We start from the raw sequence: 21786 nt of genomic DNA on the forward strand, positions 1-21786 counted from the left end.
ACAGGCCCGGTCCTTGACATCCACACACGGAAGAGCGATCACATACGTCACGGTGCCAGTCTAGTTCTCCGCGAGAGGGCGGATGCGGTCGGGCCACGCCACCACGATGGCCACCAGGATCGGCAGCGACAGCGTCCAGACCGTCCCAAGGCCGGTGTCGGGGACGATGACCGACCCGCCGGGGCCCTTGCCCGAGAAGATCAGCGTCGCCGTCATCATGCCGAGCCCCGTCGCCAGCGCAGCCCACCGGTCGGCCGTGAGGAGGCGCACCGCGGCGAGCAGGGCGGCGCAGCCCACGATGGCCAGGATGAGCCCCAGCGGGAACCAGCCGATCTCGTACGCGTGGGCGATCGTGCCGGCGAGGCCGTACACGGCCCCGACGACGAACGCGACGACCCACGTGCCGACGCGGGCGGGGACGGAGGAGCGCACCCGTCGACTCTACTGCCGGGGCGGAGCCACTCAGGCCGCCCAGCCCCACAGCCGCAGCAGTGCGGCCGTGAGCGCGGCCGCCGCGACCACGACGAGGAACGGCGCCCGCAGCATCAGCAGGCCGGCGGCGACCAGCACCGCCGGAACCCGCGCGTCGACCACCACGGCCTGCCCGACGCCCAGTGTCTGCACCGCGACGAGGGCCGCGAGCAGCGCGACGGTCAGCAGGTCGGCGATGCGCATCGGCCGGGGCGCCTCGACCCACTTCGGGGGCACGAGGTAGCCGACGGCTTTGAGCGCGACGCAGATGACGGCCGCGAGGAGGAGCGCGGTCCACATCGTCATGGCAGGCCCTCCCGCTCGGCGACATCCGCGGGCTCCTCCGCCGGCCGGTCGTCGCCCAGCCAGTTGAACCATCCCACGAGGATCGCGACCGACGCGGCGATGATGACCGGCAGCCCGGGCATGAGCATGGGCGTCAGGACGGTCGCGATGACGGCCGCCGCGATGCCGACGACGATCGGCTGCCGGCTCCGCAGGCGCGGCCACAGCAGGGCGAGGAAGGCGGCAGCGGCCGCGGCATCCAGCCCATACGCCCGCGGGTCGCCGAGGACGTCCCCGAGCAGCGCACCCGCCAGCGTCGACAGGTTCCACCCGACATAGATCGCGATGCCGGTCACCCAGAACCCGACCGTGCGGGCGTGCGGGGTCTTCTGTGCGAGCGAGACGGCGGTCGACTCGTCGATGGTGAACTGCGCCGCGGCGGCCCGTCGCCAGAACCCTCGCCCGATCACCGGTGACATGCGCATGCCGTAGGCGACGTTGCGCACCCCGAGCAGCGCGGCGGATGCGATCGCCGCAGGCGCCGCGGCGATCCCGCCCGCTCCGACGACTCCGACGAACGCGAACTGCGATCCGCCGGTGAACATGAGCAGACTCATGACGCAGGTCTGCCAGACATCGAGACCGGATGCCACGGCCAGCGCTCCGAACGAGATCCCGTACGCACTGGTGGCCAGCGCCACACCGGCGCCCTGGCGAGCGGCACGGCGCGCTTCGCCGGTGCCGTGCGCATCGTCGAAGTGCGGGTCGAGGCTCATCCGCTCGATGCTACCGATGCCCGCGGACGCGCCACGCGGTCCGCTCGGTCATACGTGGCACGTTCTCTGCCGACGACCGATGGCGCTCTTGATATGACGCGCCATGAGTCGTCCACCGTCCGCCGAAGGGAGGACAGCGATGCCCATCGGGCGATTGCTAGCGTGGCGCGTGAGCGAATCAGGAGGACGCACGTCGAGGCCCGATCTGTGCATGCGGCCGCACGTCTGGTGGGTTTCGGCGATCGCCTCCGTCCCTGCGGCACTCGTCGCAGGCCCGGCTCATCGTCGAGCGGGCGCCATCCCCCATCGCTCAGAAAGATACGGAGATCAGATGACGAACGATCGTGTCGAAGGGTTCGCGGCGAAGAAGCCGAAGCGCTCGCGAGGACGGAAGGCGCTCATCGCGGCAGCATTGAGCGTCGCGCTTGCCGCGTCGGGTGCCTCGGCAGCCCACGCTCAAGAGCATTGGCCGAGCAATCCCATCAGCTGTCCGAGCGGGAAGTACGCCCAGCTGAAGATCTACACGAGCGGCGGGGCGGTACCCATCGGTTATGGGTCGGACGGAATCGACGCCTCGTATGGCGCGTACTACCTGCTCAACAAGACGGGGTGGCACGTTCTCAACTTCGGACGCACCTACGTCGTCTGGAAGAAGTGGATCAGCCAAGGCGTCGCCGGCAGTTGGACGGAGTCCTGCGTGGCGTACCACTGATCGCGAACGGGCGTGCCGCTGCTCGGGGCGGCACGCCCATCCGTCAGGCGTTGGCGTCCTGGCGCTTGAGGCGTGAGAGCGCGCGTCCCCGCTCGGTCGCGTCGAGCACGACCTTGCGGATGCGCACCTTCTCGGGCGTGACCTCGACGCATTCGTCGTCGCGCGCGAACTCGAGGCTCTCCTCGAGCGAGAGCTGGCGAGGCGGCGTCATCGACTCGAACGTGTCGGCCGTGGAGGAGCGCATGTTGGTGAGCTTCTTCTCCTTGGTGATGTTCACGTCCATGTCGTCGTTGCGCGAGTTCTCGCCGATGACCATGCCCTCGTAGACCTCTTCGGTCGGCTGCACGAAGAACGACATGCGCTCCTGCAGCGCGATGATCGCGAAGGGCGTCACGACGCCCGAGCGGTCGGCGACGATCGACCCGTTCTGGCGCGTCACGATGTGACCGGCCCACGGCTCGTAGCCGTGCGAGATCGCGTTGGCGATGCCGGTGCCGCGCGTCGTCGTGAGGAACTCGGTGCGGAAGCCGATGAGACCGCGCGAGGGGACGATGAACTCCATGCGCACCCAGCCGGTGCCGTGGTTGGTCATGGTCTCCATGCGGCCCTTGCGCGACGCGAGGAGCTGCGTGATCGAGCCGAGGTACTCCTCGGGGGCGTCGATCGTCAGGTGCTCGAACGGCTCGTGGACCTTGCCGTCCTCACCCTTGCGGGTGACGACCTGGGGCTTGCCGACCGTGAGCTCGAAGCCCTCGCGACGCATGTTCTCGACGAGGATCGCGAGTGCGAGCTCGCCGCGACCCTGCACCTCCCAGGCGTCCGGGCGTCCGATGTCGACGACCTTGAGCGACACGTTGCCGATGAGCTCACGGTCGAGGCGGTCCTTGACCATGCGGGCGGTGAGCTTGTGGCCCTTGACCTTGCCGACGAGCGGCGAGGTGTTGGTGCCGATGGTCATCGAGATCGCCGGGTCGTCGACGTGGATCGCGGGCAGCGGCCGGACGTCCTCCGGGTCGGCGATCGTCTCGCCGATGGTGATCTCCTCGATGCCGGCGATCGCGACGATGTCGCCGGGGCCGGCGGACTCGGCCGGGTAGCGCTCGAGGGCGCGGGTCTTGAGCAGCTCGGTGATGCGCGCGTTGGAGTGCGAGCCGTCGTGGCGCACCCACGCGACCGTCTGTCCCTTGCGCAGCGTGCCGTTGAAGACACGCAGCAGCGCGAGGCGGCCGAGGAACGGGCTCGAGTCGAGGTTGGTGACCCAGGCCTGGAGCGGCGCCTCGTCGTCGTAGGCCGGAGCCGGAACGTGCTCGAGGATCGCGCCGAAGAGCGGCTCGAGGTCGGCGTTGTCGGGGAGCTCGCCGTTGGCGGGGCGGTTGCGCGACGCCGCGCCGGCGCGGCCGGACGCGTAGACGACGGGCACGTCGAGAAGGGCGTCGACGTCGAGGTCGGGCACGTCCTCGTGCAGGTCGGACGCGAGCCCGAGCAGCAGGTCGTGCGCCTCTTCCTCGACCTCGGCGATGCGCGCGTCGGGGCGGTCGGTCTTGTTGACCAGCAGGATGACCGGGAGCTTCGCCTCGAGCGCCTTGCGCAGGACGAAGCGGGTCTGCGGGAGAGGCCCCTCGCTCGCGTCGACGAGCAGCACGACGCCGTCGACCATCGAGAGGCCGCGCTCGACCTCGCCGCCGAAGTCGGCGTGGCCCGGGGTGTCGATGACGTTGATCGTCACCGGGACGTCGGTGTGCGCGCCGCTGTACGTGATCGCCGTGTTCTTGGCGAGGATCGTGATCCCCTTCTCACGCTCGAGGTCGTTCGAGTCCATCGCGCGCTCTTCCATGTGCTCGTGCGAGCCGAAGGAGCCGGTCTGTCGGAGCATGGCGTCGACGAGAGTCGTCTTGCCGTGGTCGACGTGCGCGACGATCGCGACGTTGCGGAGGTCAGGACGGAGGGCGCGCGCCATGAAAGAGATCCTTGCGAAAGTGGAGAGGGCCGGGATGCCGGCACCTCAGCCTATCGCAGGCAGCCGAAAGCGACCTGAGGGTGCGCACGCGCACGCCCCAGGCCGCTTCGGTCTGTCAGTCCCGCTGCGCGAGGAGCGCCGCCCGGGCCTCGCGGCGCACGCGCTGCTCGGCGGGGTCGGGCACCGGCACCGCGGCGATGAGACGCTGCGTGTACGGGTCCTGCGGGTTGCGGAGAATCTGCTCCTTCGAGCCCTGCTCGACGATCTTGCCGTGCTGCATGACCACGATGCGGTCGGCGAGAAGGTCCACGACGGCGAGGTCGTGCGTCACGAACAGCGTCGCGAACTGCTTCTCCTTCTGGATGTTCTGCAGCAGCTCCAGCACGCGCGCCTGCACCGACACGTCGAGCGCGCTCGTGGGCTCGTCGGCCACGAGGACCTGCGGGTCCAGCGCGAGGGCGCGGGCGATGCCGATGCGCTGACGCTGACCGCCCGACAGCTCGTGGGGATAGCGGTTGCGGAAGTCACGCGGCAGCTCGACCATGTCGAGGAGCTCGGTGACCCGCGACTCGATCGACTTTCGGTCGCGGCCGTCGAGCTGGAGCGGCTCGCCGATCGACTCTCCGACCGGCCAGCGCGGGTTCAGCGAAGAGCCGGGGTCCTGGAACACGATGCCGAGCTTGCGGCGCACCGCGCGCAGTCGCTTGGCGTCGACGCCCACCATCTCCTGGCCGGCGACGCGCAGCTGGCCGTCCGCGATCGGCACGAGGCCGACGATCGCGCGGGCGATCGTCGTCTTCCCCGAGCCCGACTCGCCGACGAGGCCGAGCACCTCACCGGGCTGGATCGACAGCGACGCCCCGTCCACCGCGCGGAAGGCGGGCACGCGGCCGCGCTTGGGGTAGTCGATCGACACGTTCTCGAGGAGAAGGGCCGCCGTGGCGTCGTCGCGGTGCGAGTCCTGCTCCGAGACCGCGGTACCGAGGCCGAGGTGCGGGACCGACGCCATGAGCGCCTTGGTATAGGGGTGCTCGGGCGCGTTGAACAGCTGTGCCGCCGTGCCGTGCTCGACGACGTCGCCGTCCTTCATCACCATGACGTCATCGGCCATGTCCGCGACGACGCCCATGTCGTGAGTGATGAGGATGATCGCCGAGTCGAGCTTCTGGTGCAGGTGGCGCAGCAGGTCGAGGATCTCGGCCTGGACGGTGACATCGAGCGCCGTGGTCGGCTCGTCGGCGATGAGCACGCGCGGGTCGAGGGAGATCGACTGCGCGATCATCGCGCGCTGGCGCTGGCCGCCCGACAGCTGGTGCGGGTACGAGTTGTACGCCTTCGTCGGGTCGGGCATCTCGACGAGCCCGAGGAGCTCGATCGCACGCGCCTTCGCCTGCTTGCGGGTCATGCCGGGACGGTGGGTGAGGATCGTCTCGGAGATCTGGAACCCGATGGTGTACACGGGGTTCAGGGCCGTCATCGGCTCCTGGAAGATCGCCGCGATGCCCTCGCCGCGCACCTGGCGCAGCACCTCGGGCCGGGCACCGACAAGCTCGCGTCCGGCGAGCTTGGCGCTTCCCTGGACGCGCGCGTTCTTGGGCAGGAGGCCCATGATCGCCATCGAGCTCGTGCTCTTGCCGGAGCCCGACTCGCCGACGATGGCGAGCACCTTTCCGGGCATGAGGTCGTACGTGACGTGCTTGGCCGCAGCGGCCCACTTGCCGCCGACCCAGAACTCCACGCCGAGGTTGTTGACCGACAGCACGGGGCCGCCGTCCTGCTGCGGGACGTGTCCGCGCATGCGGGCACCCTCCTTCATGCTCATCGAACCGTCTCCCGTGTCAGGATGGGCGCATGCCCGAACCGGTCACTTTCCGTCCGCGCGGCAGCCAGATCCTCGCCTGGGCGGCGATCGGCGTGTGCGCTCTCGGTCTTGTCTTCATCGCCGTCACGGAGGGTGTGCCCGCGCTCCTGCTGTGGAGCTGGCCCATCGTGCTCGTCGCGTGGCTGGCGTGGATCGTCTACGTGCGTCCGTACGTCCGCGTCAACGAGGCCTTCATCGAGGTCGGCAACGTCTTCCGCACGCACCGCGTGCCGTGGAGCGACGTCGCGGACGTCGACTCGCGCTACGCGCTCACCGTGACCACGACCGGCGGACGGAGCATCCGCGCCTGGGCCGCGCCCGCGCCCAGCGCGCGCCAGGCGATGAGCACGCGCCGCGAAGAGGTCGCCGCCGTCCCGGGCGACGGAGATTTCCGCCGTCCTGCCGATGCCGAAGGCACTCCGAGCGGCGACGCCGCCGCGATCGTGCGCCGCACGCTCCTGCAGTACCGTCGCAGCGGCGCCGGTGACGCCGTCGGCGGCACCGTCTCGATGCTGAACGTCGCGGTGATCGCGGTCACGGCCGTGCTGCTGGCGGCCGCGGTGCTGAGCCTCGCGCTGCCTCACGGCTGATCGTCCTCACGCCCTGGGCGGCGGTCCCCCGCCGGGCCGGGCTCGGGCAACGAGCCGCCGCCGAACTCGTCCATGTACGGCTCGTCGTCGGACGACGTCGGGCCTTCGACCATCATCACGGCCTGCGACGACGGGATCGCCGCGATCGCACGGTTGGCCTTGCGCGAACTGACCTTCGCCTGCTGGCGGGGATCGAACGCGTCGCGCAGCCCGTCGCCGATGAAGTTGATGCACAGCGCGAGGATGACGATGAACAGGCCGGGCCACCAGAACAGCCACGGTCGGGTGCGGAACGCCTCGCGGTACTCGCTGATGATCTGACCGAGCGACACGTCGGGCGCGGTGATGCCGAATCCGAGGAAGCTCAGCGCCGCCTCCGTCAGCACCGCGGCGCTCATGAGCAGCGTGGTGTTGACGATGATGATGCCGACTGCGTTCGGGAGGATGTGCCGGAAGATGATGCGGCCGTTGCTGGCCCCGGCGACCCGCGCCGCATCGACGAACTCGCGTTCGCGGAGGGCCAGGAAGTCACCACGGACGAGCCGTGCGAGACCCGTCCAGCTGAGTACGCCCAGGAAGATGCCGAACACCACGGCGTTGCCGCCGAAGAGCTTTCCCATGATCGAGCCGATCACGATGATCGGGATGATGATGATGACGTCGGTGAAGCGCATGATGAGCGAGTCCACCCAGCCGCGGAAGAAGCCGGACAGAGCCCCGAACAGCACGCCGAGGATGAGCGACACGGTACCGACCAGGAACATCACGGTCAGCGACTGCTGCGTGCCGCGCATGACCTGCGCGAAGACGTCCTTGCCGAGCGTGTCCTGGCCGAACGGGTGCTCTCCCAGGCTGAAGGGGAACCACGTCAGGGTCGGCTGACCGGCGTTGACGATCGGGTAGCTCGTCCACCAGTCCAGCGGCCACCATCCGGGGATGCGGAAGCCGTTGATCGAGAGGCTGCCGTCGCCGCTCGCCTGCAGTCGGCCGGTGCCGCCGATGACGGTGCCGACCGAGGTGAAGGCGAGCAGGATCACGAGGATCAGCACGATGAGCGCGGCCATCGCGCCGGCGTGGCGGAAGAACCGGCGGCGCACGAGCGCGCCCTGGCTCAGGCCGGCGACGGCCTTCTGCTCGATGGACTGCTCGCTGCCGCGGTCCTGCGGCGCGTCGGTGGGAATCGTTGTAACCATGTCAGCTCACCCGGATCCGGGGGTCGAGTGCGGAGTACAGCAGGTCCGCGATGAGGTTGAAGATGACGGCGAGGATTCCCGTCACGACGAAGAAGCCCATGACGAGGTTGACGTCACCGTCTCGCAGGCCGTCGACGAACAGCGCACCCATGCCCTTCCACGCGAAGATCGTCTCGGTGATGACCGCGCCGCCGATGAGGGCGCCGATGTCGAAGGCGATGATCGTGGCGATCGGGATCAGCGCGTTGCGCATCGAGTGTCGCATGATCACGGTGCGCTCGGTGAGACCCTTGGCACGCGCCGTCCGCACGTAGTCCTGGTTCATGACCTCGAGGAGGCTCGAGCGGGAGTAGCGCGTGTACGCCGCGATCGACACCAGCGCCAGGGCGATGGTCGGCAGCACGAGGTGCGCGAAGCCGTCGAGGATCTGGAACCACATATCGCCCTCAAGGCCCGGGGTTCGTGAGCCGATCGTGGCGATGACGCCGCTCTGCGGGATGCGGTCGACGTAGTCGGGATACACCAGCATGACGCGGTCGACGACGATGACGAAGAACGTGATGAAGCTCACGATGGCCGCCGTGCGGGCCGCTTCCTTCCGGCCGTCGCCGCCGACGAGCATGCCCACGCCGATGCCGATGCCGATCGCGACGATCGCCATGACGAACAGCATCCACCCGGTCGGGACGTAGAAGAACAGGTACTGGATCGGGAAGTACAGCGCGGCCCAGATGCCCACGACGATGAGCGCGGAGTACAGCGTGCGGCGGTTGGCGAGGCCGGTCGAGAGTGCCGTCACACCGACGGCCGCGCCCACGCCGGTGATGATGACGCCGACGATTCCGATGGACGGGGCGGTGAACCAGCCGGTCGCGCCGAGCAGGGCCAGCAGGCCGCCCGCGGCGACGAACGCGGCACCGAAGGTGATGAGGCGCTTCTTCCACGAACCGCCGATGATCGCCATGAGCAGCACGCCCCAGATCAATCCCGTGATGACGACGGCTTGTATCGTCACCACCGGATCGGCCAGGAACTCGTTGAAGCGGATCGCTCCGAACTCCTTGAGGAGGACGGCGATCCAGAAGATGGGGAGCGAGTACACGATGAACGTGAGGAACGTCACCGAGTAGTCGAAGCCGCTGTACTGACGGAGAGCCGTCAGGATGCCGATCGTGAGACCGAAGAGGATCGCGACGATCACGGACGCGGTCACGAGCTGGATGGTCGCGTTCGCCGCGCTCGCGAGGGCTGCGGTGACCTCTTGATTGCTGCGGCTGAAGGCGATGCCCAGGTCGCACTGCAGGATGAGGCACTTCGAGGCCCCGCCCAGCCAGGCGAAGTAGCGGACGACGGGGGGCAGGTCGAGTCGCAGGAGCTCGATCCTGTTGGCGATGAGCTCTTCGCGGTTCGCAGCGCTGCTCTCGCGGAGGTCGGCCAGCGGATCGGCGGTGATCGCCGTCAGGGTGTAGACGATGAAGGAGGCGACGAGGAGGACGAGGACGATGGCGCCCAGTCGTCGCAGGATGAAGGTCAGCACGAGAGCCCTCTCGGATATGGGGCTGAGGTCATGATTGTCACGTCCGTTCCGGCGCGCCGGTGCGGCGCCCCAAAACTACTACGAAGGGGACTGAGCGGCACCTGTGTGGGTGGCTCAATCCGGTCGGACACGACTGTGGGTGCCAAGGGTTCGCCTCGGCACCCACAGTCTCTGATGTTGTGTGCCGGGACGGGCGGTCATGCGCCCGTCCCGGCATGACACGGATTACTCCGCGTCAGCACCCACCGGCGCCCACTCCCAGTAGTTCCAGAAGTAGTCGGGGCTCAGCGGCATGGCCTTGACCTCTTCCACCTTGTCGCTGTTGACCAGCAGACCGGGGAACTGGAAGATCGGGATCGACACGGCGTCGGCCCAGATGCCCGCCTCAGCGGTCTCGAGCAGCTCGGTCTGAGCGTCGTAGTCCGACGTCGTGTTGAGCGTCGCGAGCGCGTCGGTGACCTCTTCGTTGCACCAGCCCATGTAGTTGCTGCCCTTGGTCAGCGGGTCGGCGAAGTCGTAGCACGCGTAGATCTGGTCGGATCCACCCACGGCCAGCGACGTCTGCGACCAGGCGAAGATGACCGCGTCGTGCGTGACGATCGGCATCTGCGACGGGTCGGTGAACACCCAGTCCGGCTCGGACTCGTCGACCAGCTGGAAGCCGGCGAGAGCGGCGGAGGCCGAGATCAGCTCGAACTCCTGTGCGCGACGGACGTTGCCCTCGGGGTACCAGAAGCCGACCTCGATCGGTCCGGTGACGCCGGCCTCGGCGAGCAGCGCCTTGGCGCCGTCGATGTCGACCTCTGCGTAGTCCGCCGAACCGTTGGTCTCGGTCAGGATCGGGTAGCGCTCGACGTCGGCCTGCGACACGAGGTGCGCGTTGCGGACCTCGGCCTCGGGGTTGAGCGGCTTGATGATCTTGTCGACGATCTCCTGGCGGGGGATCGTCTTCATGAACGCCTGGCGGACGGCGAGAGCCTTGGCCTCGTCGCCACCGTAGGTGGCCGGGTCGAACGGGCCGCCGTTGTTGACCGTGAGGTCGACGTGCTCGTGCGAAGCCTGGATACCGGTCTGCACCGTTGCGGTGTCGATCTCGTTCGCCAGCTGGAGGATGTCAGCCGTGGGCTGACCCGACCAGATGTCGAGCTCGCCCGACTCGAGGGCCTGCAGCGCGGTGGTCGAGTCGGCGATCGTGCGGATCGTGATCTTCTCGAACTTCGGCGAGGGGCCCCACGTGAACAGCGGGTTCGCGGAGATGGTGATGTACTGGTCCTCGACGATGTCGTCGATGACGTACTGTCCGCTCGTCAGCGCCGCAGCCGGGCTCTCGGGAAGGGTCGTGTAGCCGTAGGCGTTGCTCCACGCATCGCCCAGCTCCGCGAGGACATCTTCGTCACCCGAGGTGATGGCGTCGACGACCTTCTCCTTGGCACCCTCGGCGAACTCCTTCGCCGCGTCGGTGTACGCGGTGAAGTCGCTCTCCTCGCCCGACTCCGACCACGTGTCGTACGCGGCCTGGACGTCCGAGTACTCGTCCGGGAAGGCGAGCGCGTAGGTGCCGTGTGCAGCGACACCGAGCGGGTCGATGAGCTCCCAGTCGACGTACGGCTCGTCGTAGACGAAGGTGATCTCCTTGTCGCCCGTCTCCGGCATCTCGGTGATGAGGTTGTAGCCGGTGGTGGCGGCAGGCGAGAACGCGTCGTTGACGTTTCCGCCGCCGGCGGCCCAGGCGAGGAGCATGTCGGCCTCGTCGATCGGCACGCCGTCCGACCAGACGGCGTCGGCCGTGATCGTGTACTTCACCGTGAGCGGGTCTTCGCTGACGACCTCGTACTCACCGAAGTCGGTGTTGCGGACGAGTTCCGGGGTGTTGTTGTAGTACGCGAACTTGGTGTTCGTCATGTACTTGACGTTGCCGTTGGCCGTGTTGTTTCCGGCCGAGCTGTCGTCGTTGAAGTGGAAAAAGCCCGAGTTGTACGCGGTGGTGATCTCGGTGCCCTCCACGACCTCAGACTGGTATGGGTTGCCGCAGCCCGCGAGCACGATTGCTCCCGCTGCGACGACACCCACGCCCGCCATAAGACGCGCGATCTTCACATTTCCTCCTGTGCAAGGGTTGAGTGCCCAGCCTGTGGCAGCTCTGGACACGGACACGGACACACTAAGCACGCCGTGCGGACAAGGCAAAACAGAACAGCAAACCGTTACATATCCTTAACTCAACGCTACGCGGGTGTGACAATCTGACAACGTGCATGCTTTCGCGTCTGGGAATCTGCCCGACACCGGCCCCATAGACCATGCGTCCCGCGTGCGTCTCCGGTGGGAGATCGCGCTCGTGCTGCTGCTGTCCGTCGGCCGGTCCGCGATCTACTCCGTGCTCGGTCTCATCCAAGCGCTCCAGCGCGAAGCGGCGCTCGGAGATCAGACCACATCGCTCAATCCATCGGCGGGCGCGGAGGAGTTCTGGGACGTCCTGTACCAGTTCCTCGGTCAGGGCTTCGCGCTCGTGCCCGTCGCCCTCGCGGTCTTCCTGCTGTGGGAGCCGGGCATGTCGGCGTTCCGCCGGATCGGGCTCGACTTCCGACGTTTCGGGGGGGACCTCGGTCGCGGTGTCGCGCTCGTCGCGATCATCGGCATCCCGGGCCTCGCGCTCTATGCGCTCGGGCGCGCCCTCGGGCTCACCGTGCTGGTGGAGGCCTCGCCGCTCGACACGTCCTGGTGGACGATCCCCCTCCTCCTGCTCGCGGCGCTGCGGGCGGGCCTGACCGAGGAGGTGATCTTCCTCGGGTACCTCTTCGACCGCCTCCGGCGCCTGGGCTGGGGTTCGTGGTCGATCATCCTCGCTACGGCGGCCCTGCGCGCCGCGTACCACGCCTATCAGGGGTTCCCCTCGATGGTCGGGAACTTCGCGATGGGCATCGTGTTCGGGTGGTGCTACCGGCGCTGGGGGCGCGTCATGCCGCTCGTCATCGCGCACACGCTCATCGACATCGTCGCCTTCGTGGGCTATCCGCTCGCGGCGGCGCTGTGGCCGGGTCTCTTCGCTCCCCCGACGCCCGCGGTGACGCCCACACCCACGCCGACCCCGAGCGTGTGAGAGTGACGGGATGCCGGGGGCACCGGCATCCCGTCACTTCCTGCACCTCTACGCGAACGCCTCGATCGGCGGGCACGCGCACACGAGGTTGCGGTCGCCGTAGGCCTGATCGATGCGGCGCACGGGCGGCCAGTACTTCGTGCGCACGAGGGCGTGGACGGGGTACACGGCCGTCTCGCGGGAATACGGGTGGTCCCACTCCCCTGCCACGACCGACTCGGCCGTGTGCGGGGCGTTCGCCAGCGGGTTGTCACCGGCGGGCCACTCCCCCGCGCCGACGGCATCGGCCTCGGCCTTGATCGCGATCATCGCCTCGATGAAGCGCTCGATCTCGCCGAGGTCCTCCGACTCGGTGGGCTCGACCATGAGGGTGCCCGCCACGGGGAACGACATGGTCGGGGCGTGGAAGCCGTAGTCGATGAGGCGCTTGGCCACGTCGTCGACCGTCACCCCCGTCGCCTCGCGCAGGGGCCGCAGGTCGAGGATGCACTCGTGCGCGACCAGGCCGCCCTCTCCCGCGTACAGGACCGGGTAGTGGTCCTTGAGACGGAACGCGATGTAGTTGGCCGCGAGCACGGCCGCTGCCGTCGCGTCGCGCAGCCCCTCGGCGCCCATCATGCGCACGTACGCCCACGAGATGGGCAGGATGCCCGCCGACCCGTGCGGGGCGGCCGAGATGGCACCGCCTTCGAAGACGCCGCCCGCGTGGTCCTTGCGCTGCGACAGCGGATGCCCCGGAAGATGCGGCGCGAGGTGGGCCTTGGCTGCGACCGGGCCGACGCCCGGCCCGCCGCCGCCGTGCGGGATGGCGAACGTCTTGTGCAGGTTCAGGTGCGAGACGTCGCCGCCGAGGTCGCCGAAGCGCGCGAAGCCGAGGAGCGCGTTGAGGTTCGCGCCGTCGACGTACACCTGGCCGCCGGCGTCGTGCACCGCCTGCGTGATGTCGAGCACGTCGTGCTCGTACACGCCATGCGTCGACGGGTACGTGATCATGAGCGCGGCGAGCTGCGAGGCATGGGTCTCGATCTTGGCGCGCAGGTCGTCGAGGTCGACGTTGCCCGCCTCGTCGCACGCGACGACGACGACCTTCATGCCGGCGAGCACCGCCGAGGCGGCGTTGGTGCCGTGGGCCGACGACGGGATGAGGCACACCGTGCGCTCGAGGTCGCCGTTGGCGCGGTGGTAGCCGCGGATCGCCATGAGCCCGGCGAGCTCGCCCTGCGAGCCGGCGTTGGGCTGCAGCGACACCGCGTCGTAGCCGGTGACCTCCGCGAGCCACACCTCGAGCTGCTCGATCATCGCGAGATAGCCGTGCACGTCGGCCTCCGGCGCGAACGGATGCACGCGCGAGAACTCCGGCCACGACACGGCGGCCATCTCGGTCGCCGCGTTCAGCTTCATGGTGCAGGAGCCGAGCGGGATCATGCCGCGGTCCAGCGCGTAGTCGCGATCGCTCAGCTGCTTGAGATAGCGCATCATCGCCGTCTCGGACCGGTGCGTGTTGAACACCGGGTGCGTGAGGAACTCCTCGGCGCGAGCCAGCTGCGCGGGCACGCCCGCGAGGGGCTGCGCGTCGGCGTACGGGATGTCGCGCACGTCGTGCTCGTCCGCCTCGGGCAGCCCGAAGGCCCACGCCACGGCGGCGAGATCGTCGGCGGTGGTGGTCTCGTCGACCGAGATGCCCACGGTCGCGTCATCCGCCCAGAACAACTGGAATCCCTTCGACCGGGCGCGTTCGATCACGCGCTGCGACGGACCGGGCGTCACGACGCGGATGGTGTCGAAGAACGAGTCGCTCACGAGATGCAGGTCGTACTCGCGCAGGCGTGCGGCGAGAGCCTCGGCCTTGCGGGCGACGTCGGTCGCGATCGCCGTGAGCCCTCCGGGCCCGTGGTAGACCGCGTACATCGAGGCCATGACGGCCAGGAGCACCTGCGACGTGCAGATGTTCGACGTCGCCTTCTCGCGGCGGATGTGCTGCTCGCGCGTCTGCAGGGCGAGCCGGTAGGCGGGGTGGCCGGCGGCGTCCTGCGAGACGCCGACGAGGCGACCGGGGAGCTGCCGCTCGAGCCCCTTGCGCACGGCCATGTAGCCGGCGTGCGGGCCGCCGAAGCCGAGTGGCACGCCGAAGCGCTGCGTGGTGCCCACGGCCACGTCGGCGCCGAGCGCCCCCGGGGAGCGCAGCAGGGTGAGCGTGAGCAGATCGGCGGCGACGACCGTGAGGCCGCCCTGCGCGTGGACGGCGGCGATGACCTCCGACGGGTCCCACACGCGCCCGGACGCGCCCGGGTACTGGATGAACGCCCCGAACACGTCGATGTCGGCGGGCGGCGGCGAGACGTCGTACGACGTGTAGTGCAGCTCGATCCCGACCGCAGCGGCGCGGTGCTCGAGCAGCGCCTTCGTCTGCGGCAGTGCGTCGGCGTCGACGAGGAACACGTTCGAGGCGGACTTCGAGGCGCGACGTGCGACCAGCATCCCCTCCACGACCGCGGTCGACTCGTCGAGCATCGACGCGTTGGCCGTCTCGAGACCCGTCAGGTCGGTGACCATCGTCTGGAAGTTGATGAGCGCCTCGAGGCGGCCCTGCGAGATCTCCGGCTGGTACGGCGTGTACGCGGTGTACCAGGACGGGTTCTCGAGCACGTTCCGGGCGATGACCGACGGCGTGAAGGTGTCGTAGTAGCCGAGGCCGATCATCGGGCGCGCGGCGCGGTTCTGCGACGCGAGCACGCGCAGCTCGGCCAGCGCCTCGGCCTCGGTGGCGGCGGGCGGGATGTCGCTCGTCCGGCGCGGCTTCACATGGATGGATGCCGGCACCGCACGCTCGACGAGCGCGTCGACGGTGTCGTAGCCGAGGGCGTCGAGCATGACGCGCTGGGCTGCGGCATCCGTTCCGATGTGGCGTGCCGCGAAGGCGCCCGTCATTCGTCGCCGCCCGTGAGGGCGACGTACGCGTCGCGGTCGAGGAGGTCGGCCACCGCGGCGGCGTCGACCTTCAGCTTGACCAGCCAGCCCTCGCCGAACGGGTCGGAGTTGACCAGCGACGGGTCGTCGACCGCGGCGTCGTTGACCTCGACCACCTCACCGGTCAGCGGCGCGTAGAGCTCGCCGACCGACTTGGTGGACTCGATCTCGCCGACGACGGTCGCTGCCGTCAGGTCTGATCCCACCGAGGGGAGCTCGACGAACACGACGTCGCCGAGCTTGTCGGCGGCGTAGTCGGTGATGCCGACGGTGGCGACGTCGCCGTCGAGGGCGATCCACTCGTGCTCGGCGGTGTACTTGAGGCTGTTGAGGTCGGTCATGTGTTCCTCCGGTGGATGCGGGCGTCGGTCACTGGGCTCGACGATAGAAGGGAAGTGCGGTCACCGTCGCGGGGATCCTGGTGCCCCGGACGTCGATGAAGAGCTCAGTGCCCGGCTCGGTGAGGGCGGGCGAGACGAAGGCCATGGCGATCGGATGCCCGAGCGTGGGGCTCAGGGCACCGCTGGTCACCTCGCCCACCGTCTCATCGCCGTGCAGCACGGGATAGCCGGCGCGGCCGGCGCGGCGGCCCTCCGACACCAGGCCGACGAGCTGCGGCGCGTCGGCGGCGACCACGGACTCGAGCGCCGAGCGGCCGACGAAATCGGACGACTTGGTCTTGAGCGGCACGACGCGGCCGAGCCCCGCCTGCGCGGGGATGACGTGGCGGGTCAGCTCGTGCCCGTAGAGCGGCATCCCCGCCTCGAGGCGGAGGGTGTCGCGCGAGGCGAGACCGGCGGGGACCAGGCCGAACGGCTCGCCCGCGGCGAGCAGTGCATCCCACAGCGCGGGGGCGAGCCCGGCGTCGACGCTGAGCTCGAAGCCGTCCTCGCCGGTGTAGCCGGTGCGGCTGACCAGCACGACGGAGTCGCCGAAGCGCATGCCCATCGCCGCGTAGTACGGCAGGGTGTCGAGAGTGTGCCCCATCGCGAGCTCGTCGTCGTGCGCGAGTCCTGCGGTCGCCTGGAGGATCTCGCGCGCCCGCGGGCCTTGCACGGCGAGGAGGGAATCGGGCAGCTCGACGAGCTCGGCGTCGAAGTCGACGAGGCGCTCGAGCAGTGCGGAGCGGACCGCATCCCGGTTGCCCGCGTTGGCGACGATGAGGAACTGCTCGTCGGAGATGCGCGTCACGATGAGGTCGTCGATGATCCCGCCGTCCGGGGCGAGGATCATCGTGTACTTCGCTCGCGACAGCTTCAGCGCCGACGGGTCGAAGGCCAGAGCGTACGCGAGGAACGCCTCGCGCTCGGGACCCGCGACGCCGAACTGCGCCATGTGCGAGATGTCGAAGAGACCCGCGGCGGTGCGCACGGCGTGGTGCTCGGCGAGATCGGAGCTGTAGCGCACCGGCATCGACCATCCGCCGAAGTCGGTGAAGGATGCGCCCAGCGCGGCGTGGCGGTCGTGCAGCGGAGTCGTGCGGGGGTCGGTCATGAGTTCTCCCGTGTCGCGATCGGGCGGACGCCGGACGGCGCCGTGGAACTCCCCCTCTGTCATGGGCCTGAGAGTTTCGCCCACCCGGCTCACCAGGAGACGGACGGGTTTTCACCTTCGGCGGGGTGCGCGACGCGCACCCTCTTTCCAGAGTCGGCCAGATCCGAACGGTACGCGTACCTGAGAGATTGGCGGGGAGGCTTGCTCCTTCGGTGCTCGGCGGCTGGCGCCGAGGCTCTCCCGCCCGGGTCGTGGGCCTTATTGACTTGCCGTGCCAGCATACCGTCGCACGGCGGTCAGCCGATGCAGCGGCCCGACGACACCGGTTCGGCGAGCGACGGCGCCTGCGCGACGACCGGGGTCAGCTCGGCCATCGTCATGGCGTAGCCGCGCTGCGCGTCGTTCTCGGCGCGGGCGAAGACCACGCCGGCGACAGCGCCGTCCTCGGTGAGGAGCGGTCCGCCGGAGTTGCCCGGCCGCACCGGCGCCTGGAGCGCGTAGACCTCGCGCGGTGCGGCGCTCTCGTCGTAGATGTCCGGAACGGGCACCGTGCCGACCGACAGCACGCCGGCGCCGACCATGGTGAACGGGCCGCCGTGCGGATACCCCTGGACGACGGCGGGCGAGCCGCCCTCGAGCGTCGGGGAGAACGGCAGCGCCGCGGCGCCCAGGTCGTCGACGGCGATCACCGCGAGGTCGTCGATCGGATCGAAGTACACGATCCGGCCCTCGCGCGCCGCGACACCGGGGAGCTCGACGACCGGGCGCTCGACGCCCGCGACGACGTGGGCGTTCGTGACGACACGGTCGGGGGCGACGACGAAGCCGGTTCCGGTCGAGCTGCGGCCGCAGGAGAACGCGGTACCCGAGACGCGGGCGACGGATTCCGCAGCTCGCGCGAGCTCCGGATCGGCGAGGTCGACGGGCGGGATGTCGATCGAAGGCGCCTCGAGCAGATCGCCGAGCGCGGGGAGTCCCTCGTCGAGCACGAACCCGCGCAGCTCGGCGAGCGCCGTCGCGATCGGAGCGGGTGTGAGGCGGTCGATGGTGCGCAGCACCGTCGAGGACGAGACCGCCGACGACACGACGGGCATGCCGGTCGCGGCGAGGCTCGCGCCGGCGAGCGAGAGCGCCAGGGCAGCGACCACGGTGCCGGCGACGCCGCCGAGCACGCGGTCGATCGCCCGCAGCGGCGTGGCGTCGACACCGCGGCGCACCGCGGAGCCCAGGACCGCCCCGATCGCCGCTCCGCCGACGACGAGCAGCACCGTCGCGGCGAGCACGACCGCAGGACGCCACTGCTGCCATGGGAGGGCGTCGTTCACGAGGGGCACGAGCCAGAAGGCGGCGGCGCCGCCGGCCACCAGCCCGAGGAACAGTCCGATGCTGCCGGTGAACCCGCGGCTGATGCCCGCCACCAGCCCGAGGATCAGCAGAGCGACGACGAGCACGTCGACGACGATCATCGCGGTCCTCCAAGGCGGGTCGGGTACGGGCGGCCGGGAGCGCCCCAGCGTACGCACGCAACCTGTGTGACAGCCGCCGTTTGCACTTCTGGTCAGAACGACACTAAGATGAGGCCGGAGTAAAAGTCATCATGACAAGAACCAGCACCCTTATCCCCGCCCCGACCGAGGCCGTCGCGCTCGAACCGACGCGCGTCGCCGTCTCCACGGTGATCTTCACGCTGCGGCGCCTCGCCGACAGCGACACGGCGAGCGTGGTGCTGCCGCTGGTGCGGCGCACGCGCGACCCCCACGAAGACCAGTGGGCGCTTCCGGGCGGCTGGCTCGACGTGGCGGAGGGGCTGGATGCCGCGGCATCCCGCACCCTCGCCGAGACGACCGGGCTGGCACCGAGCTATCTGGAGCAGCTCTACGCTTTCGGAGCCGTCGACCGCTCCCCCACCCGCGTGGTCTCGATCGTGTACTGGGCGCTCATCCGGCCCGACGACATCCCCGACGAGAGCGACGAGAACGTCCGGTGGTTCGACGCGGCGTCGCTGCCGCAGCTCGCCTTCGACCACAACGAGATCGTCGGCTACGCCCTGTGGCGCCTGCGCAACAAAGTGGGCTACAGCCGCATCGCACACGGACTGCTCGCCGACGAGTTCACGCTGGCCGAGCTGCGCGAGGTGTACGAGGCCGTCCTCGGTCGCCGCCTGGACCCGGCGAACTTCCGCCGCCAGGTCGAGAACTCCGGCACGCTCATCCCGACCGACCACTTCCGCACCGGCAGCCACCGACCCGCACGGCTGTACCGCTACAACCAGGACGTCGAGCTCGCCGACCGCGGCCCCCTCGACACCCGACACTGAGAGAAGCCGACGATGCCCGCCGTCAACATCACCCTGCAGCCCCGGCCCGAGACCGACGCGTCGGTCGACCACGCGATCCAGGCGATCGTCGCCGGGGCCTCCACCGCCGAGACGTGCAACACCGACCTCGCCTCGGGTCCGTGGGACTTCGACACCCGTCCGGGATACGGCCCCGGGTCGTCGATGGGCGACGTCATCCCCACCGGATCGCCGCGCCAGGGCGAGCTGCCCCGCGAGTATCGCGAAGCGACGGAGGGCGAGCTGGCCGAGCGCATCCGCGCTGCGAAGGAGACACTGGGCGACCGCGTCGTCGTGCTGGGCCACTTCTATCAGCGCGAGGAGGTCATCGCGCACGCCGACTACGTGGGCGACTCGTTCCAGCTGGCGAACGCCGCGCTCGAGCATCCGGATGCCGAGGCCATCGTCTTCTGCGGCGTGCACTTCATGGCCGAGACGGCCGACCTGCTGTCGCGCCCCGAGCAGGCCGTCATCCTCCCCAACCTCGCCGCCGGGTGCTCGATGGCCGACATGGCCGACATCGACCAGGTCGAGGAGTGCTGGGAGCAGCTCGCCGAGGTGTACGGCGACATGGACGCGCCGGATGCCGACGGCCTCGTGCCCGTCATCCCGGTGACCTACATGAACTCGTCCGCCGCGATCAAGGGCTTCGTCGGACGCCACGGCGGCATCGTGTGCACGTCCTCGAACGCCCGCACCGTCCTGGAGTGGGCGTTCGCCCGCGGGCGCCGCGTGCTGTTCTTCCCGGACCAGCACCTCGGACGCAACACAGCCAAGGCCATGGGCGTGCCGCTCGAGCAGATGCCGATGTGGAACCCGCGCAAGCCGCTGGGCGGGTCGAGCGCCGAGATCCTGGACGACGCGCGGGTCATCCTGTGGCACGGGTTCTGCTCGGTGCACCGCCGCTTCTCGGTCGACCAGATCGAGAAGGCGCGCGCCGAGCACCCGGGCGCGCGCGTCATCGTCCACCCCGAGTGCCCGATGGAGGTCGTCGACGCGGCCGACGAGTCGGGCTCCACCGATTACATCCGCAAGGCGATCGAGGCGGCGACCGAGCCCACGGTGTTCGCCATCGGCACCGAGGTCAATCTGGTCCAGCGGCTTGCGGCGCAGCATCCGCAGCACCAGATCTTCTGCCTCGACCCCGTCGTCTGCCCGTGCTCGACCATGTACCGCATCCACCCCGGCTACCTCGCCTGGGTGCTCGAGGGGCTGGTGGCCGGCGAGGTGCGCAACCGCGTCGAGGTTCCGGGCGACGTGGCGGTGCCGGCACGACTCGCGCTGGAGCGGATGCTGGCCGCCAAGCCCCCGGCAGCGCCCGCCGCCGCGTGGGAGAACGCCTCATGACCGCGGCTCTCCCGCACGCCGTGGTGGTGGGATCCGGCATCGCCGGTCTCACCGTCGCCCTGCACGCCGTCGAGCACGGCTGCCGCGTGACCCTCGTCACGAAGGACGTGCTCGAGCACGCCAACACCCGGTACGCACAGGGCGGGATCGCGGGAGTGATGTTCGAGGACGACAGGACGTCGGACCATATCCGCGACACGCTCGTCGCCGGCGCGGGCCTCGCCGACCCGGAGGCCGTGCGCGTGCTCGCAGAAGAGGGCCCCGCGCGCATCCGCGAGCTCATCGAGCTCGGCGTCGCCTTCGACCGCGCCGCCGACGGCCGGTTCGTCAAGGGTCTCGAGGCGGCGCATTCGTATCCGCGCATCCTGCACTCCGGCGGCGACGCCACCGGCACGGCGATCGAGAAGGCGCTCGTCGCCCGGCTGCGCGCGAGCCGGGTCGACGTCGTCGAGCACGCGTTCCTCATCGACCTCGTCGTCGAAGGCGGCCGGGTCCGCGGCGTCGACCTCCTCGTCGGCGAGAGCCCCGACGAATCCGGTCGCCGGCAGCGGGTCGAGGCCGACGCCGTCGTGCTCGCGACGGGGGGCGCGGGCGAGCTCTACGCGCACTCGACGAACCCGGCCGTCGCGACCGGCGACGGGATCGCCGCCGCCCTGCGTGCCGGGGCGGAGGTGCGCGACCTGGAGTTCTTCCAGTTCCATCCCACGGTGCTCGCCGTCGGCGACTCGTTCCTCGTGTCGGAGGCGGTGCGCGGCGAAGGAGCGACGCTGATCGACGATCAGGGACAGCGCTTCGCGTTCGACGCCCACCCCGACGGCGAGCTCGCGCCCCGCGACGTCGTGGCGCGCGCGATCGCCCGCCGCATGGACCTCCAGGCCGGGCGTCCGGTACTCCTCGACGCGACCCACCTGCACTCCGACGACCCCGGCGAGCGCGCGGCCTTCCTCGCGCGCCGGTTCCCCACGATCGACCGCGCCGTGCGCGACCGCGGGCTGGACTGGGCACGGGAGCCGATCCCCGTCACCCCCGCGGCCCACTACCTCATGGGCGGGGTCACCACCGACCTCTTCGGGCGCACCACTCTGCCCGGCCTCTATGCGGTCGGCGAGGTCGCCCGCACGGGCGTCCACGGCGCCAACCGCCTCGCGTCGAACTCGCTGC

18 protein-coding genes and 1 riboswitch are annotated in these 21786 nt (G+C 69.8%); of the genes, 6 read left to right on the forward strand and 12 right to left on the reverse strand.

Going from position 1 to position 21786, the window contains the following annotated elements:
• Positions 1 to 60 precede the first annotated feature (60 nt).
• The 3 genes from OB08_RS15440 to OB08_RS15450 are packed head-to-tail and all read right to left on the reverse strand — an operon-like array spanning position 61 to position 1532.
• On the reverse strand, positions 61 to 432 hold the full coding sequence (locus OB08_RS15440; RefSeq protein ID WP_461476275.1) for a DUF6113 family protein: 372 nt from the start codon (positions 430 to 432) through the stop codon (positions 61 to 63).
• Between the two features lie 30 nt (positions 433 to 462).
• Positions 463 to 777: an AzlD domain-containing protein gene (locus tag OB08_RS15445; protein WP_461476277.1), complete on the reverse strand. Its 315-nt coding sequence runs from the start codon at positions 775 to 777 to the stop codon at positions 463 to 465.
• The gene (locus OB08_RS15450) at positions 774 to 1532 is read right to left on the reverse strand and encodes an AzlC family ABC transporter permease (RefSeq protein ID WP_461476279.1); all 759 of its coding nucleotides are present in this window, start codon (positions 1530 to 1532) and stop codon (positions 774 to 776) included. Before OB08_RS15450 ends, OB08_RS15445 begins: the two co-directional genes overlap by 4 nt.
• A 331-nt stretch (positions 1533 to 1863) precedes the next feature.
• Between OB08_RS15450 and OB08_RS15455 the strand changes: the two genes are divergently transcribed.
• Positions 1864 to 2244, forward strand: coding sequence for a hypothetical protein (locus OB08_RS15455; RefSeq protein WP_461476280.1), 381 nt, complete (start codon positions 1864 to 1866; stop codon positions 2242 to 2244).
• A gap of 43 nt (positions 2245 to 2287) precedes the next feature.
• On the opposite strand, the gene typA is transcribed toward OB08_RS15455, so the two are convergent.
• A complete protein-coding gene (gene typA / locus OB08_RS15460) occupies positions 2288 to 4201 on the reverse strand; it encodes a translational GTPase TypA (RefSeq protein ID WP_461476282.1) in 1914 nt (637 codons plus the stop codon).
• A 115-nt stretch (positions 4202 to 4316) separates the two neighbouring features.
• Positions 4317 to 5999, reverse strand: coding sequence for an ABC transporter ATP-binding protein (locus OB08_RS15465; protein WP_461476284.1), 1683 nt, complete (start codon positions 5997 to 5999; stop codon positions 4317 to 4319).
• 53 nt (positions 6000 to 6052) lie between these two features.
• Here OB08_RS15465 and OB08_RS15470 point away from each other — a divergent pair, with 53 nt between their 5' ends.
• Positions 6053 to 6652, forward strand: a complete 600-nt coding sequence (locus OB08_RS15470) for a PH domain-containing protein (RefSeq protein ID WP_461476286.1) — start codon at positions 6053 to 6055, stop codon at positions 6650 to 6652.
• Here the strand turns inward: OB08_RS15470 and OB08_RS15475 are convergent.
• From OB08_RS15475 to OB08_RS15485, 3 genes are all read right to left on the reverse strand, one after another.
• Complete coding sequence (locus tag OB08_RS15475) at positions 6643 to 7845, reverse strand: ABC transporter permease (RefSeq protein WP_461476288.1); 1203 nt, start codon at positions 7843 to 7845, stop codon at positions 6643 to 6645. The genes OB08_RS15470 and OB08_RS15475 overlap by 10 nt on opposite strands.
• 1 nt (position 7846) lies before the next feature.
• Positions 7847 to 9382: an ABC transporter permease gene (locus OB08_RS15480; protein ID WP_461476290.1), complete on the reverse strand. Its 1536-nt coding sequence runs from the start codon at positions 9380 to 9382 to the stop codon at positions 7847 to 7849.
• Positions 9383 to 9607: 225 nt separating this feature from the next.
• On the reverse strand, positions 9608 to 11479 hold the full coding sequence (locus OB08_RS15485) for an ABC transporter family substrate-binding protein (protein WP_461476292.1): 1872 nt from the start codon (positions 11477 to 11479) through the stop codon (positions 9608 to 9610).
• A gap of 214 nt (positions 11480 to 11693) precedes the next feature.
• Between OB08_RS15485 and OB08_RS15490 the strand changes: the two genes are divergently transcribed.
• The gene (locus tag OB08_RS15490) at positions 11694 to 12482 is read left to right on the forward strand and encodes a CPBP family intramembrane glutamic endopeptidase (RefSeq protein WP_461476294.1); all 789 of its coding nucleotides are present in this window, start codon (positions 11694 to 11696) and stop codon (positions 12480 to 12482) included.
• Positions 12483 to 12530: 48 nt separating this feature from the next.
• On the opposite strand, the gene gcvP is transcribed toward OB08_RS15490, so the two are convergent.
• The 4 genes from gcvP to OB08_RS15510 form a co-directional block, all read right to left on the reverse strand.
• Positions 12531 to 15410 carry an aminomethyl-transferring glycine dehydrogenase gene (gcvP, locus tag OB08_RS15495; protein ID WP_461476296.1) on the reverse strand — a complete coding sequence of 960 codons (2880 nt, stop codon included), beginning with the start codon at positions 15408 to 15410 and terminating at the stop codon, positions 12531 to 12533.
• Entirely contained in the window at positions 15407 to 15790 is a 384-nt protein-coding gene (gene gcvH / locus OB08_RS15500; protein ID WP_461476298.1) for a glycine cleavage system protein GcvH, read from the reverse strand. Before gcvH ends, gcvP begins: the two co-directional genes overlap by 4 nt.
• Before the next feature lie 28 nt (positions 15791 to 15818).
• Complete coding sequence (gcvT, locus tag OB08_RS15505; RefSeq protein ID WP_461476307.1) at positions 15819 to 16943, reverse strand: glycine cleavage system aminomethyltransferase GcvT; 1125 nt, start codon at positions 16941 to 16943, stop codon at positions 15819 to 15821.
• Between the two features lie 158 nt (positions 16944 to 17101).
• Positions 17102 to 17196: riboswitch (glycine riboswitch) on the reverse strand.
• A 43-nt stretch (positions 17197 to 17239) separates the two neighbouring features.
• The gene (locus OB08_RS15510; RefSeq protein ID WP_461476300.1) at positions 17240 to 18409 is read right to left on the reverse strand and encodes a MarP family serine protease; all 1170 of its coding nucleotides are present in this window, start codon (positions 18407 to 18409) and stop codon (positions 17240 to 17242) included.
• A 131-nt stretch (positions 18410 to 18540) separates the two neighbouring features.
• Between OB08_RS15510 and OB08_RS15515 the strand changes: the two genes are divergently transcribed.
• From OB08_RS15515 to nadB, 3 genes are all read left to right on the forward strand, one after another.
• Positions 18541 to 19260, forward strand: coding sequence for an NUDIX hydrolase (locus tag OB08_RS15515; RefSeq protein ID WP_461476301.1), 720 nt, complete (start codon positions 18541 to 18543; stop codon positions 19258 to 19260).
• A 12-nt stretch (positions 19261 to 19272) separates the two neighbouring features.
• Positions 19273 to 20625, forward strand: a complete 1353-nt coding sequence (gene nadA / locus OB08_RS15520) for a quinolinate synthase NadA (protein WP_461476303.1) — start codon at positions 19273 to 19275, stop codon at positions 20623 to 20625.
• The coding region (gene nadB / locus OB08_RS15525; protein WP_461476305.1) for an L-aspartate oxidase at positions 20622 to 21786 on the forward strand (1165 nt) is incomplete at its 3' end. The genes nadA and nadB, both read left to right, overlap by 4 nt.

This window comes from Microbacterium sp. HJ5 (assembly GCF_054824025.1).

Bases quoted from the DNA above. Each gene is read 5' to 3' on its own strand.
- OB08_RS15445 (WP_461476277.1), bottom strand. From the start codon at position 777: ATGACGATGTGGACCGCGCTCCTCCTCGCGGCCGTCATCTGCGTCGCG.
- OB08_RS15450 (WP_461476279.1), bottom strand. From the start codon at position 1,532: ATGAGCCTCGACCCGCACTTCGACGATGCGCACGGCACCGGCGAAGCG.
- OB08_RS15455 (WP_461476280.1), top strand. From the start codon at position 1,864: ATGACGAACGATCGTGTCGAAGGGTTCGCGGCGAAGAAGCCGAAGCGC.
- typA (WP_461476282.1), bottom strand. From the start codon at position 4,201: ATGGCGCGCGCCCTCCGTCCTGACCTCCGCAACGTCGCGATCGTCGCG.
- OB08_RS15465 (WP_461476284.1), bottom strand. From the start codon at position 5,999: ATGCGCGGACACGTCCCGCAGCAGGACGGCGGCCCCGTGCTGTCGGTC.
- OB08_RS15470 (WP_461476286.1), top strand. From the start codon at position 6,053: ATGCCCGAACCGGTCACTTTCCGTCCGCGCGGCAGCCAGATCCTCGCC.
- OB08_RS15475 (WP_461476288.1), bottom strand. From the start codon at position 7,845: ATGGTTACAACGATTCCCACCGACGCGCCGCAGGACCGCGGCAGCGAG.
- gcvP (WP_461476296.1), bottom strand. From the start codon at position 15,410: ATGACGGGCGCCTTCGCGGCACGCCACATCGGAACGGATGCCGCAGCC.
- gcvH (WP_461476298.1), bottom strand. From the start codon at position 15,790: ATGACCGACCTCAACAGCCTCAAGTACACCGCCGAGCACGAGTGGATC.
- gcvT (WP_461476307.1), bottom strand. From the start codon at position 16,943: ATGACCGACCCCCGCACGACTCCGCTGCACGACCGCCACGCCGCGCTG.
- OB08_RS15510 (WP_461476300.1), bottom strand. From the start codon at position 18,409: ATGATCGTCGTCGACGTGCTCGTCGTCGCTCTGCTGATCCTCGGGCTG.
- OB08_RS15515 (WP_461476301.1), top strand. From the start codon at position 18,541: ATGACAAGAACCAGCACCCTTATCCCCGCCCCGACCGAGGCCGTCGCG.
- nadA (WP_461476303.1), top strand. From the start codon at position 19,273: ATGCCCGCCGTCAACATCACCCTGCAGCCCCGGCCCGAGACCGACGCG.